Here is a 13,733-nt window from a genome sequence, read left to right as displayed (position 1 = left end):
GCCCCACCCGTTCCCTCTCATCTCTCCACCAGCCCCTTTCCCGGCCCGTTCCTTCCACGACCGGACCACTGTCACCGGGCCGCCCCACCACGATCTGCCGCCAAAGGTCGCGCGGCGGACCTACGAAGGTTGTCGGGACGAGCCCACACATGGCCCACACGCGCTGGTCAGGACTGGGATCTGAGTGAGTCAGGGTGAGACACGAGGAACGGCAGAAGGGGCGCCCCCACCCGGGGACGCCCCTTCTGACCTGCTACTTCTCTGACCTCTGCGGAGGCTGTGGGATTTGAACCCACGGTGACATCGCTGCCACGACGGTTTTCAAGACCGTTCCCTTAGGCCGCTCGGGCAAGCCTCCTCGCGGCGCCGTCGGGCGGGCCGCGGGGATCAGGTTAGCGTGTCACTTGTCTCCTGTGCGCTGGCCCAGGGTGACTTCGGTGGTGTGCTCCTTGCCGCCGCGCTTGTAGGTGAGGGTGACGCGGTCGCCGGGGCGGTGCTGCCAGATCTCGCTGATGAGGGTGGGGCCGCTGTCGACGATGGTGTCGTCGAGCTTGGTGATGGTGTCGCCGGGGCGGAGGCCCGCCTTGTCGGCCGGGCCGTTCGGGGTGACGGCTTCGGAGCCGTTGGTGCCGGTCTGGGCGATGGTCGCGCCGTCGCCGGTGTTCTGCATGGCGACCTGGACGCCGATCTGGGGGTAGACCGGCTTGCCCGTCCTGATCAGGTCCTGCGCCACCCGCTTGGCCTGGTCGATGGGGATCGCGAAGCCCAGGCCGATGCTGCCGGCCTGCTGGGACTCGCCGCCGAAGCCGCCGCCGTTGCCGGCGGACTGGATGGCGGAGTTGATGCCGATGACATTGCCGTTGGCGTCCATCAGCGGGCCGCCGGAGTTGCCCGGGTTGATGGAGGCGTCGGTCTGGAGCGCGCTCATGTACGAGGCGCTGCTGCCGCCGCCGTCGCTGGAGGCCACCGGGCGGTCCTTGGCGCTGACGATGCCGGTGGTGACGGTGCCGGAGAGGCCGAACGGGGCGCCGATCGCGATCGTCGCGTCGCCGACCTGGACATCGGCGGACTTGCCCAGGGGCAGCGGGTTGAGCTTGGCGCCCGGGGGGTTCTTGAGCTTGATCACGGCGACGTCGTAGCCCTGTGCCCGGCCGACGACCTCGGCGGCGTACTTCTTGCCGTCGGAGAACGTCGCGGTGAGCGAGCCGCCCTCGGCGGCGCTGGCGACGACGTGGTTGTTGGTGAGGATGTGGCCCTGCTTGTCGTAGACGAAGCCGGTGCCGGTCCCGCCCTCGCCGCCGACGCCCTGCGCCTCGATGGTGACGACACTGGGCAGCGCCTTCTGCGCTATGCCGGCGACCGAGGTGGGCTTGCGGTTCAGCGCGCCGGGGTTGCCGGGCGCCGAGACCGTCGTGGAGACGCCGTCGCCCGCCGCCCAGTAGCCGATCCCCCCGCCGACACCGCCCGCGACCAGCGCGGCGGCCAGGACGGCCGCGATCAGGCCACCGTTGCGCTTCGGGCGGGGCGGGGGCGGGCCCGGGGCGGCCCAGACGTCACCGCCGTACGGGGGCTGCTGGCCCCAGCCGTGGCCCGGCGCACCGAACGCGGTGGTCGGGGGGCCGGGCGGTACGGGGGGCACGGGGGCGCCGGGGGCCGCGGCCGCCGTGTCCGGCTGGACGGACGGAGGGGGTGTGGCGGAGGCGGACGCGGGGGTGCCGTCCGACGCCCGGGGGGCCGTCGGCGGCTCGGCCTCCGGCGGGACGGCGGCGCCCTCGTTCTCGGTGCTCACGGCTCTCTCCTCAGCTTCACAACGGTGCCGGCCCAGGGCGCGGGCCGCTTCCTCCGGCGTTCCGGGTCCTCCCGGCCGTCCGGAACCCTGGTCCAGGATTCCGGCGGAACGGGCGCATCCCGGACTCCAGCCTTACCCACGACGCATCAGAGCGCCGTAAGCCGAGGCTGTGACCGCCCTCTCATCCTTGACGCCGGACGAGCCGGACGCATCCCCGGCCCGCGGGTCCCGCGCCGAGCGCATCGGGTACCGCACCGGTGGCCCCGGTGACGGTGGATGGCACGATAACGCGGTGACCTATGTACGCCCTGCCCAGGACGTCCGTCCGGGGCCGCACGCCATCTCCGTGGTGGCCCACCGCGGCGCCTCCGAGGACGCCCCGGAGCACACCCTGGCCGCGTACCGCAAGGCGATCGAGGACGGGGCGGACGCGCTGGAGTGCGATGTCCGGCTCACCGCGGACGGCCATCTGGTCTGCGTCCACGACCGGCGGGTGAACCGCACGTCCAACGGGCGCGGCGCGGTCTCCGCCCTGGAGCTGGCGGATCTGGCCACTCTCGACTTCGGCTCCTGGAAGGCGGGCCCCTACGACCCGGAGGCGCCGGATCTCCAGGACCCCGAGCGGACGTCCGTACTGACGCTGGAGCGGCTGCTGGGGCTGGTGGCCGACGCCGGGCGGCGGGTCGAGCTGGCCATCGAGACCAAGCACCCCACCCGCTGGGCCGGACAGGTGGAGCAGCGGCTGGTGGAGCTGCTCGGCCGTTTCGGTCACCTCGCGCCGGACGGGCCGCCCACGGTGCGGGTGATGAGTTTCTCGGCGCGCTCGCTGCACCGGGTACGGGCCGCGGCGCCGGGGGTTCCGGCCGTCTATCTGATGCAGTTCCTCACGCCCCGCCACCGGGAGGGCCGGCTGCCCCCGGGGGTGGACATCGCGGGGCCGGGCATCCGCACCCTGCGGGCGCACCCCGGCTATGTCGCCAAGGCGCACGGGCTGGGGCACCGCGTCCATGTGTGGACCGTCAACGAGCCCGAGGACGTCGCGCTGTGTCGCGATCTCGGGGTGGACGCGATCATTACGAACCGGCCGAAACAGGTACGGAACCAGCTCGGCCTCGTCTGAGGATCTTCACAGGGTGTGCACCGGCGCATTCATCCCGTAGCGGCCCGTGTCGAATGCGTCACTACGGCGCGGATGGCCGGTTTCCGGTCCAGTCCATTGGGGCATTCATCCCGTGGCGTGGGGCAAAGGAGGTCTCGGGGGTGGCGTTGATGGTGGCACAAGAGGCGCCGACGTCGTCGATCATGGCCGTACCCCATGGTCCGGCGGGGGTGGGCATGGCGAGGCGTCGCATGCGCGACGAGCTTTTGACAAGTGGAGTTCCGGACACAGTCGTCGACGACGCGGTCCTCATCCTTTCCGAACTGCTGAGCAACGCCTACCGCCATGCGCGTCCGATAGGCGGACCGGGCCTGCCCGGTTCCCCGTCCGCCCCTCTCGGGGCCGCCCCCAGCGACACCGTCCGCGCCTCCTGGCGCATCGACGACCGGGGCCGGCTGACGGTCGCGGTCACGGACGGAGGGGGCCCGACCCGCCCGCTTCCGGCCACTCCGTCGGTCACCGCCCGCGGCGGGCGCGGACTGGCGATCATCCGCTCCCTCGCCCAGGAGTGGGGCGTACGGGACGTGGTCGAGGGCGAGGTCACGGTGTGGGCCGCGCTCTCCCTGCGCGACGCCTTCACCTCCCGGGTCGCCGTGGGCCCCGCACTGCCCCCGGCGCTGGCGGCCGGCCTCGGCTCCCCGCTGCCGTCCGGCCTGGCCTTCGCGGAGTTCGACGACCCCGTGTGACGGGGTCCCGGCCCGGCGTGCGCCCGGTCGCGGTCCGCGCGCATCCTCTAGGCTCGCGCCGACATCCGTCCGCATGCCGAGGAACGACCGGGAGACACCGTCACCATGGCCAAGAAGCGCCGCCCCCAGCCCCAGGCCGCCGCACCGAAGACGAGGGACGGGCAGGTGCCGGTCGTCGGCGCCCGTGAGCCCTGCCCGTGCGGTTCGGGCCGCCGCTACAAGGCGTGCCACGGCCGCGGTGCCGCGCATGCCGCGACCGAGCTCGTGCGGCGCCCGTTCGAGGGGCTGGCCGGTGAGTGCGACTGGGTCGCGCTGCGTGAGCTGGTGCCGGCCGCCACGGCCACGCTGACGCTGAAGGGCGGGCTGCCCGAGGGTGTGCCGTCGGTGACGCTGGCGACGGTGCTGCCGATGGCCTGGCCGGCGCTGCGCCGGGACGACGGGTCGGTGCTGCTGGGTCTCCAGAACGACACCCCGTCCGGCGACATCAGCCGCGATCTGGCGGACACCCTGCGGCGGGCCCTGGCCGCCGAACCGGGCACCCCGGTGGCGGCGGGGCCGGCCGCCGTCGACGGGCCGCGGCTCCAGGACCTGCTCGATCCGGCGGCGCCGTTCGAGCCGGTGGTGCACTCCGGGTTCGAGTTCTGGGTGGAGGACGCCGAGAACGCGTCGGCCGAGGTGGCCGCGTCGCTGGAGCGGGCCAACGCGGCCGCGGTGCCGACCGCCCGGGTCGCGGGGCTGGAGGGCGCGTACTGGTGCGAGGCCCCGGGGAAGAACCATCTGCGCTGGGTCACCACGCACCCCGAGGAGCGGCTGCTGGACGCGCTGGCGCGGCTGCACGCCGCCGGGACGTCGTCGCTGGGCGAGGGCACCCGCCTGGTCGGCTCGTTCCGCGCGCACGGTCTGATCGTTCCGGTGTGGGACCTGCCGTCGTCGATGAGCGCCGAGGACGTCGCGGCTCCGGCGGCCGCTTTCGGCGAGCGGCTCGACGCGGCACTGGCGTCGGACGCGCCGCTGTCGGCGGAGGAGCGGCGGGCGCGCGGGGGCCTCACCAACCGTCAGGTCACCCTGAGCTGACGGCGTCACCCCAGGCGTCTCGCGAGTGACTCCCGTCACAACTACCCCTGTTTGGCGGTAAATCGACGGCCGGAATACCGCGATCGAATTTGCGAACCGCCGATGCTTTGTTACCGTTCTAGGAGCCCGGTCGCTGGTGCATCCCCCGTCGCCAGCGACCGGGCGTTTCCATGTCCGCGGGCAGGACCCCGGACGCCCTTCCCCCGCGCGAATCCCCCGCGGCCCCCACGCGTACCCCGTACGGCCCCGCCCGGCCCCGGCCCGCGTCCCGGGACGTCCCGCAGGCCCGCCCGGCCGCGACCGTCCCGCGGAGGGCCCACGGCCCCGCGTCGCGCCCGATTCCCTCTCCCCGCCGGAGAGTTGCCTTCGCAACGGTCCGCGGCCGCCCGTACGGCGCCACGAGGCCCGGAACGGCGTACGAACACACGTACGCGCCCCGGGGACGCCGCGGCCCCGGGGCGCGTCCCGGCGCTCCCCGCGCAAAGGCGCCCCCGGGTCCTGGCCCAGGGGCGCCGTGTACCGGGGCACGCCTCCTCCGCACGGAGTGCCCCGTCAACTGCCGTCCGCCGGACGCGGAACGGTCCGCCGGTCAGTAGGCGAGCCGGCTCCCGCCGTCCGGCGCGCTGGTGCTCGCGGCGACCAGGGCGTCGACGACGGTGGTCACCGTGGGCAGCCAGGGCGCGGCGGCGGTCGCGGCCGGCGGCCGCTCCCAGCGGACCGCCCCGGCGCCGGTCTGCGACGGCGGCAGCACCAGATAGCCGCCCTCCCCGTGGAAGCGCAGCGAGCTGGGCACCCAGTCCTGCGAGTGCAGCAGTTCACCCAACTCCGCCAGGTCGTAGGGCGATACGAGCAGTGCCCAGCGGGTCGGGGTGGCCACCACGGGGCCGAGGCGGACGCCGAAGTGGTCCAGGGCCGCCAGCGCCCGCGCGCCGGCGACGGCGGGCAGGCTGACCGCGCAGGGCGCGCGGCCGCCGGTGGCCAGGACGACGGGGGCGCCGGGCCGGTTCGTCCACCACCAGCGGACCATCCGGGCATCCGTGGTGGCCGCGAGAAGGCCGGGTTCGAAGGGGTGGGCGCCCGGCACCGCGCAGTCGGCGTCGGGGCAGCTGCACCGGCGCGCCGCGCGGTCACCGAGGCCCGGCCGGATGACCGCGGGCCGGCCTCCGGAGCGGAGCCGCACTCCGGGGACCACCGGCCAGTGCCACTCGGTGGCGCAGTGGAGCGCCGCGCCGAGCAGCGCCGACCTGCCGCCGCGCCGGAACAGATGCTTGCGTCGCCTTCCGAGGATCTCGCGCATGAGCGCTCGTTCCTTTCCGTTAACGCCGAGGGCCATGTCCGTACCGCCGGGAGGCGGTGTCCATCGCACTACATGCCGGTTCGTTCCGCTGTGCGGCGGTCCGTGCGGCCCGGTCGGGCGACCTGGGGCCGAAGACGCCGCGTGGAGCTGTGATCACCGCGTATTCATGGGCCAGCGCGTCACGCCGTGCTGTGGGGCGTGGAACGTGGCGGGCGGGGTGCGCAGGGCGCTCGCCGTGCTGTGGTGCGGTCCCGCCACCGGGGTGCGTCGCGGTCGTCGTTCCGTCTTTTAGGACGTCCGTGTGCGCCGAAGAGTTCCGGCGCGGTACCGCCGGTCCCGCATGCGAGCGCGTACGTACCCGCCCTCGTGTCATATGACGCGCTGTCGAGCGCCGTCAGTCGATCGCAAGGAGGTATTCAGGGGTCCATTTTCCGGCCATTCTTCCGACCTCCTTGACACCACAAACCCCATAGGGACAGTGCTGGACATCACATCACAGGTGCGTGTACATGTGGAGGCATTGCCAGCGGAGCTGCATGACATGGGGGTCTGCGATGCTCTTGAGGATTGCGCGCGGCCGGATGTTCCACACCGCAACGCTCGGCGAAATGTCGCATTCGCCCACACCATACGACGTGACATGGGAAAACGCCGGGCCTGACGACAGCCGTCGGCCATGACTGCCCCGCACGTGCCGAAAGTGGCCGGAATCGAACCAACTCTCCCCGCCCCCACGCACACTACCGACCCTCCCGCCACAGAAGCCCCCTCGGCATCACCCGGCGCCTCGCCCTCCTCGTCGTCCGTGTCCCCCCGCGGCACCCCCCGCCCCGAGACCACCCCCGTCGACCGGATCGCCGCCGTCCAGGACCGTCTGGCCTGCTGGATCTCCGGCCTCACCACCCTCCACGACCTCACCGAACACCTCGCCCGCACCCGCACGTTGGAGGACGCCCTCCAGGAGATGCTCCGGGCCGGAGCCGCCCTCGTCGGCGCCTCCCGCGGTCTCGCCGTCCTCGAACCGTCCGACGGGCTCGGCCCCGACACCACCGTCGGCCTCGGCCTCGGCCGCGCCGACCTCGGCCACCTGGAGACCGTCCCCCGCCACGCCCTCCCCTACGGCCTCCTCCTCGACGCCCCGGACGACACACCCGGCACCGGGGACCACACGGCCACCGCCCGCCCCGGTATCCGCACCGAGATGGCCGCACCCGACCTCCTCGGCGCCGACGACCTCGACCCCCGGCTGCGCGAGGTCGCCACCCGCCTCGGCTGCGGCGCCAGCTACGCCGTCCCCCTCGCCGCCGACCCCCACGGCGGACTCGGCGCCGCCGTCTGGCTCTACGACGAACCCGCCGAACCCACCCAGCGCCAGCGCCACCTCGTCGGCCTCTACCGCTCCTACGCCTCCGCCCACGTCGCCCGCCTGCTCGAACTGCGCCGCAGTCGCCACGAGGCCGACGTCCTGCGCGCACGGCTGCTGCCCGAGCACCTCCCCCGCGTCCCCGGCGTACGGCTCGCGGTCCGCCACGGCTCCGGCCCGCGCGGCGGCGGCGACTGGTACGACGCGCTGGCGCTGCCCGACGGCGCGCTGGGCCTGGCCGTCGGCTCCGTCACCGGCTCCGGCCCGTCCACGGTCGCGGCGATGGGCCGGCTGCGGGCCTCCCTGCGCGCCTACGCCGTCATGGAGGGCGAGGACCCGGTCGCCGTCCTCTCCGACCTCGAACTGCTGCTGCGGCTGACCGAGCCGTCCCTCACCGCCACCGCCCTCTTCGCCTTCACGGAGCCGCCCCCGGGCGCCCCCGGCGGCCCGCCCGCCCCCGCGCCGTACGCGTGCGCCGGCAGCCGCACGATCGTCCTCGCGGGCGCGGGCCACTGCCCCCCGCTGATCACGGGCCCCCTGCGCACCGCGTACGTCGAGACGTCCCTCTCCGCGCCGCTCGGCATGCTCGCCTGCTGGGAGGCGCCGAGCGTGGAGATCGAACCGGCGCCCGGCGAGACCCTGCTCCTCTACAGCGACGGGCTGCTGCACCGCACCGGCGCGTCCATGGACCGCGCCTTCGCCCTGTTGGAGGCCGCGGCCGCCGGCGTCCCCGCCGCGCGGCGCGACGACCCGGAGGCGGTCGTCGACCACATCGTCCGCGTCCTGCTGCCCCAGGGGCTCGACGATCCGGCCTCCGACGAGGACGTCGTCCTGCTCGCGGCCCACTTCGAGGCGTAGCGCCCGGCTCCGGTGCGTGACGGCCCGCTCCGGCGCGCAGTCGACCCGCTCCGGCGCGTGCCCGGACGGAAACGCTCCGGTCACGGCCGTCCGTACGGGCCTCCCGGTGCCTGTGAGGTCACACCTTCCGGCCCCTGGACCGGCCCCGATCCGCACATACGATGGGAGGCGGTTCTGTCGTAAAAGGGAGGCATTGTGTCCGACGCGCTCACCCCGGAGACCCCGGACGAGGACGAGCAGCCGATCAAGCAGCGCAAGAACGGCCTGTACCCGGGCGTCTCCGACGAGCTCGCGGAGAACATGCGCAGTGGCTGGGCCGACACCGAGCTCCGCGACCTGACGCCCATCGAGCAGGCCCCGAACGCCGCCCGGCGCCGCGCCGCGCTCTCCGCCCGCTTCCCCGGCGAGCGGCTGGTGATCCCGGCGGGCAACCTCAAGACCCGCTCCAACGACACGGAATACTCCTTCCGCGCCTCGACGGAGTACGTCTACCTCACCGGCGACCAGACCGACGACAGCGTCCTGGTGCTGGAGCCGAAGGGCGACGGCCACGAGGCGACGATCCACCGTCTGCCCCGCTCCAACCGCGAGAACGGCGAGTTCTGGCTCAACGGCATGGGCGAGCTGTGGGTCGGCCGCCGCAACAGCCTCACCGAGTCCGAGGCCCTGCTCGGCGTCCCCTGCAAGGACGTCCGCGAGCTGGCCGCCGCCCTCAAGGAGGCCACCGGCCCGGTCCGCGTCGTCCGCGGCCACGACGCCGGCATCGAGGAGGCGCTGCGGGACAAGGTCACCGCCGAGCGCGACGAGGAACTGCGCGTCTACCTCTCCGAGGCCCGCGCGGTGAAGGACGAGTTCGAGGTCGCCCAGCTCCAGAAGGCCGTCGACTCCACCGTCCGCGGCTTCGAGGACGTCGTGAAGGTCCTCGACAAGGCCGAGGCGACCTCCGAGCGCTACATCGAGGGCACGTTCTTCCTGCGCGCCCGTGTCGAGGGCAACGACGTCGGCTACGGCTCGATCTGCGCCTCCGGCCCGCACGCCACCACCCTGCACTGGGTCCGCAACGACGGCCCGGTCCGCTCCGGCGACCTGCTGCTGCTCGACGCCGGCGTGGAGACCACCACCCTCTACACCGCCGACGTGACCCGCACCCTCCCGGTCAACGGCCGCTACACCGACCTCCAGCGCACCATCTACGACGCGGTGTACGAGGCGCAGGAGGCCGGCATCGCCGCCGTCAAGCCCGGCGCCGCCTTCCGCGACTTCCACGACGCCGCCCAGCGGGTGCTCGCCGAGAAGCTGGTCGAGTGGGGCCTGGTCGAGGGCCCGGTGGAGCGCGTACTGGAGCTGGGCCTCCAGCGCCGCTGGACCCTGCACGGCACCGGCCACATGCTCGGCCTGGACGTCCACGACTGCGCCGCGGCCCGCACCGAGGCGTACGTCAACGGGACGCTGGAGCCCGGCATGGTCCTCACCGTCGAGCCCGGCCTGTACTTCCAGGCGGACGACCTGACGGTGCCGGAGGAGTACCGCGGCATCGGCGTCCGCATCGAGGACGACATCCTCGTCACCGACGACGGCAACCGGAACCTGTCGGCGGCCCTGCCGCGCCGCTCGGACGAGGTGGAGTCCTGGATGGCCGGCCTGCGCGGGGCCCAGGGCTGACCGTCCCCGAACGCGCCGCGGCCGGTGACCCTCGCGGGGGTCACCGGCCGCGGTGTTCCCCCGCGGGTCTCCCCGCCCGCTCCCCCAGTGCCTCGCGGACCAGGCTCCCGGTCCGGCCCGCCGCGCCGTACGCCCCGGCCAGCGCCGCCACCCACACCGTGGCGGCCGTCGTCTCCGCCAGCTCCTCGTCGACGGGCCGGCGGGCGATCAGCAGCCGGTAGTAGAACGGCGCGCCGATGCCCGACGCCACCGCCACCGGGTCGGTGTCGGCCGGCACCTCGCCCCGCGCCACGGCCCGGCGCACCAGCTCCCCGGCGTGCTGGAGCCGGATGTCGAAGTAGTCCCGCAGCACCGACGCCGCCCGGGGTTCACGGGCGGCCGCGGAGACCACCGCCTCCAGCAGCCCCCGTATCCGCGCCTCCTGGAAGAACGCGGCGATCGACCGCGCCAGGGCCCGCAGGTCCCCGGGCAGGCTCCCGGTGTCCGGCAGCGGCACCCCCGCACTGAGCTCGACCAGCAGATCGCAGACCAGCCCCTCCACCGAACGCCAGCGCCGGTAGAGCGTCGCGGCGTGCACCCCGGACCGCTGCGCGATCCGCTCGATGCTGAGCGCCGCGAATCCCCCCTCACCCAACTCCTCGAACGTCGCGGCCAGTACGGCCGCCCGCGTCCGGGCCGTACGGCCTCCGGGCCGGGTTCCCCCCGGAAGGGCGGGGGGGTGGTGCGCTGGCTTCACGGCGGCTCCGTATTGCAGTGCGGGGGACACGCCCAGTATCGTCCTTACAGGCTAATGCGAGAGCCTTCGCATTAACCGTCATGTGCGTTGGTCTCGCAAGGCCAGGGGACGCCGCGGGGGAGGTCCTCCCCTTGCGGGACCACGCGAACCGCCCCGCCTTGCGCCACCGCACCTTCCGATACCCCGTCAGGTTCCTTCCGCGATATGAGGACCGTTCTCGGGTGCCGTCAGCCGAACGGATTGCCGGAGAAGCGGTGGGAGGCGGACACCTGCTGAGTGGCGGGTACGGGGACCGTCGGTGTGATCTTCGGAGCCGGGGCCGATACCTGTTCCTGTTTCACGCCGGGGGGTAGGAAGCAGGGGGTTTCCACGGAGAAGACGAGAGCGTTGTCGCGGCCGAAAGTCTCCACCGAGACAAAGAAGTTGTCGCTTCCGCCCCGCGCGTCCATAAGTGCTTGCGAGGGCTCCTCCCGATATCCGACGATCTTGTAGCCCTCCCCTTCGAGCTTCTTGCGCATGGCGCGCAGCGCCTTTCCGTGGTCGGGCCCGGGAATCGGCGCCCTCACGGAGTAGGAAAGGTCGAAGCGCCCGTCGGTGGCGCGCTCGTGATTCTTGCCGAAGCAGTCGTAGAACTTCTTGTCCACCGTTGCTTCGTCCGCCCGAAGCCCGTACAGGGCGGCCAACGAGTCGACCAGTGCACGGGCCGACCGCTCGGCCCCTTCCCTGCTCTTGACGGGCAGCGGATCATTCTTCCCGGAATCGGCCACGCATCCTCCAGAGGTGAGCAGAACAACGAGTGCGAGTACGCACAGAGGGCCCGAGCGTCCGATGCGGCCGGTCACCGCTTCGGCCCCGCGAAACCGAACGGAACGGGCCGAGGATGCACGTGGTACTCCCCGCGCTCCGGCGGAATTCCCGCGATGATGCGGCCCTGGTTGGCGAGGCTTGCGCTGCCCTTGTCCCAATAGCCGCCATGGCCCGAGGTATCCACACCGAATACCTTGCCTCCGAACTTCTCGTCCGCGGGATTCCCTCCCAGCGTCTTGTCCGAGGCGACGGTGGAGACCAAATCGTCCCTCGCCCAGCCGGCCCATACATGGTCCGGGTTCATCTGCAGATCCTTGGCGTGATCCACGGTCATTCCCGGGCTGCCGACCACGACGACATCGTCGGCGTCAATACCGTTGTCGTGGGACGCGGCCGCGCCCACCACCGTCGAACCGTAACTGTGCCCGAGCACTGTCATATGAGAACGCTCCCCGACATGCGACTCACGCAGACCGTGGGTGAAACTCCGCAGATCACCGGCGCCCGCGTCCGCCCGCCCGGTCGTGACCACACTGCCGTCCACCTCGGGAGCGTCGTAGCCGAGCCAGGACACCACCGCGACACTCTCGCCGCCTCGCTGCCGCGCTACCTTCTGGAGCCGGTCCACCCGCTCGATCTGCTCGTCGACATTGGTCAAGTCGTCGCTCGTCCCCGGAACCTGCACGGCAACATTTCGGGCCGTGTCCGGATTTCCCTGGGCGACGACGGCGCGGCCGTCCCCCTTCGTGTCGATGCCCAGGACGAAAAGCCGTTTGGAGTCGTCCTTGCTGCCGTCGGCCTTGTCGAGGGTGAAGGCGTCGATCTGCTGGAGGAGTTGCATACCCTCCCAGGACGCGGTGGAGGCGTCGTTGATATCGCGGCAGCGGGCACGGCGATCACGGTGAAGTCTCGTACGAGAAAGCCCAGTTGAAGGAAGGCAGTCGCCGCGTGTCTCCACCGCCGCAGCTCGGCCGTTCCCCCGCCCCCTACGACGCCATCGGCAGTGCCGCTCCCTCGCGCCATTTGAGGATCTTGTCGAAGCTGACGACGGCGCCGCGGCGACCGGTGCGGTTGCGGTAGCGGACGTGGTCGGTGAGGGCTTCGATGAGGAAGAGGCCGCGGCCGTCCTCGGCGTCGGCGGGGGCCTGGTGGGGGGTGAGGGAGGCCGGGTCCGCGGCGGCCGGGGTGTGGAGGAAGCCGGGGCCGGAGTCCGTCACCTCGATGCGGCAGGTGTCGCCGTCGATGAAGGCGGTGACGCGGTAGTCCTCGGAGGCGGCGTCGCCGCCGTGCTCGACGGCGTTGGCGCATGCCTCGGAGAGGGCGACCGAGAGGTCGTAGCAGATGTCCGGGTCCACGCCCGCCGTTTCCATCGCTCCCAGCAGCAGGCGTCTGGCGAGCGGGACGCTCGCAGGCTCACGCCGCAGATGGAGGGACCACCAGATGCTCATCGCTCCAGCCTTCCTGGCCGCGGCTCGACACACCGATACCTATTGCCGCCCCCACATGACCGTAAGCGTGTCCGGGGCGGCACACCGCCCGATCGGCGGATGCGGATACCGAGCGCGTCGGTGTAAGCGCGCTACGACTTATGCGCCCCTCGCGCCCCGCTGTACTCCACCAGGCCCCCTGGGAGCGCCCCCTGCGCGGTGATCTGCCGTGTCTGTGACGTACCCGGGGAAGCCCTGCCGTAGGCGAGGGATAAGGGCAATGGGATGATGGCGGCCGCCATGACTGTTCCGTCCGCTTCGCCAGTGCGCGCGGCCGCCGATCTGCGGCTGCTGAGGGCCGCGGTGTTCACCGCGGTCTGTGTTGTGCTGTCCGCGGCCGGACACATGGTCGCTTCGTCCGCTTCCGTCCCCCTGTGGACGCTGGGCGCCGGGTGTGCCGTGGTCTTCGCGGTCGCGGCCCCGCTCGCCGGGCGGGAGCGTTCGCTGCCGGGGATCGCGGTGGCGCTGGCCGCGGGGCAGGCGGTCCTGCACGCGGTGTTCGCGCTGAGCCAGCTGGGCGCGCCCGGCGGCATGTCCGGCGCTGCGGGCACCACGGGGTCCGGGCGGCTCACCGACGGCGCGATGGTGGCCCTGGCGCGCCATCTGACCTGCGGTCTCGACGGCCGGCAGGTGGACGGCGCCGAGGCGCGCCGCATCCTGGCGGGCGACGGCATCGACGCGTCCGGCGCCGTGCACGGTGCCGGTGGTTTCGACCCGGCCGCAGTGCTCGGGGCGTCCGCGCGGGGGCTCGGCGACGGGCCGTCCGCCGCCTCCTCGATGGCGCACTGCCTGCTGCCGTCACTGCCGATGCTGCT

The 13,733-nt window shown here is 72.9% G+C and carries 12 protein-coding genes and 1 tRNA gene; 6 read left to right on the top strand and 7 right to left on the bottom strand.

Going from position 1 to position 13,733, the window contains the following annotated elements; genetic code table 11:
- Positions 1-271 precede the first annotated feature (271 nt).
- Positions 272-358: transfer RNA gene (locus AC51EU_RS18935), tRNA-Ser, on the bottom strand.
- Between the two features lie 42 nt (positions 359-400).
- On the bottom strand, positions 401-1,789 hold the full coding sequence (locus AC51EU_RS18930; RefSeq protein WP_496268175.1) for a S1C family serine protease: 1,389 nt from the start codon (positions 1,787-1,789) through the stop codon (positions 401-403).
- A 292-nt stretch (positions 1,790-2,081) separates the two neighbouring features.
- On the opposite strand from AC51EU_RS18930, the gene AC51EU_RS18925 reads away from it, so the two are divergent.
- The 3 genes from AC51EU_RS18925 (at position 2,082) to AC51EU_RS18915 (ending at position 4,708) form a co-directional block, all read left to right on the top strand.
- Positions 2,082-2,909, top strand: a complete 828-nt coding sequence (locus tag AC51EU_RS18925; RefSeq protein WP_496268174.1) for a glycerophosphodiester phosphodiesterase — start codon at positions 2,082-2,084, stop codon at positions 2,907-2,909.
- A gap of 53 nt (positions 2,910-2,962) precedes the next feature.
- The gene (locus AC51EU_RS18920) at positions 2,963-3,634 is read left to right on the top strand and encodes an ATP-binding protein (protein WP_496268173.1); all 672 of its coding nucleotides are present in this window, start codon (positions 2,963-2,965) and stop codon (positions 3,632-3,634) included.
- Between the two features lie 105 nt (positions 3,635-3,739).
- Positions 3,740-4,708, top strand: coding sequence for a DUF5926 family protein (locus AC51EU_RS18915; RefSeq protein WP_496268172.1), 969 nt, complete (start codon positions 3,740-3,742; stop codon positions 4,706-4,708).
- Between the two features lie 589 nt (positions 4,709-5,297).
- Here the strand turns inward: AC51EU_RS18915 and AC51EU_RS18910 are convergent.
- Positions 5,298-6,005 (bottom strand): bifunctional DNA primase/polymerase, encoded by a 708-nt coding sequence (locus AC51EU_RS18910; RefSeq protein WP_496268171.1) that lies wholly within the window; start codon positions 6,003-6,005, stop codon positions 5,298-5,300.
- Positions 6,006-6,681: 676 nt separating this feature from the next.
- Here AC51EU_RS18910 and AC51EU_RS18905 point away from each other — a divergent pair.
- Both AC51EU_RS18905 and AC51EU_RS18900 read left to right on the top strand, forming a co-directional pair.
- Positions 6,682-8,226: a PP2C family protein-serine/threonine phosphatase gene (locus tag AC51EU_RS18905; protein ID WP_496268170.1), complete on the top strand. Its 1,545-nt coding sequence runs from the start codon at positions 6,682-6,684 to the stop codon at positions 8,224-8,226.
- A 195-nt stretch (positions 8,227-8,421) separates the two neighbouring features.
- Entirely contained in the window at positions 8,422-9,888 is a 1,467-nt protein-coding gene (locus AC51EU_RS18900) for an aminopeptidase P family protein (RefSeq protein WP_496268169.1), read from the top strand.
- Positions 9,889-9,928: 40 nt separating this feature from the next.
- On the opposite strand, the gene AC51EU_RS18895 is transcribed toward AC51EU_RS18900, so the two are convergent.
- From AC51EU_RS18895 to AC51EU_RS18880, 4 genes are all read right to left on the bottom strand, one after another.
- Positions 9,929-10,624 carry a TetR/AcrR family transcriptional regulator gene (locus tag AC51EU_RS18895; RefSeq protein WP_496268168.1) on the bottom strand — a complete coding sequence of 232 codons (696 nt, stop codon included), beginning with the start codon at positions 10,622-10,624 and terminating at the stop codon, positions 9,929-9,931.
- Between the two features lie 227 nt (positions 10,625-10,851).
- The gene (locus tag AC51EU_RS18890; RefSeq protein ID WP_496268167.1) at positions 10,852-11,391 is read right to left on the bottom strand and encodes a hypothetical protein; all 540 of its coding nucleotides are present in this window, start codon (positions 11,389-11,391) and stop codon (positions 10,852-10,854) included.
- 71 nt (positions 11,392-11,462) lie between these two features.
- Positions 11,463-12,272 carry an alpha/beta hydrolase gene (locus AC51EU_RS18885; protein WP_496268166.1) on the bottom strand — a complete coding sequence of 270 codons (810 nt, stop codon included), beginning with the start codon at positions 12,270-12,272 and terminating at the stop codon, positions 11,463-11,465.
- 145 nt (positions 12,273-12,417) lie between these two features.
- Positions 12,418-12,879, bottom strand: coding sequence for an ATP-binding protein (locus AC51EU_RS18880; RefSeq protein WP_496268165.1), 462 nt, complete (start codon positions 12,877-12,879; stop codon positions 12,418-12,420).
- Positions 12,880-13,158: 279 nt separating this feature from the next.
- Between AC51EU_RS18880 and AC51EU_RS18875 the strand changes: the two genes are divergently transcribed.
- The coding region (locus tag AC51EU_RS18875) for a hypothetical protein (RefSeq protein ID WP_496268164.1) at positions 13,159-13,733 on the top strand (575 nt) is incomplete at its 3' end.

It is taken from the genome of Candidatus Streptomyces philanthi (assembly GCF_059553635.1).
This window is presented reverse-complemented; position numbering and strand designations above follow the sequence as displayed.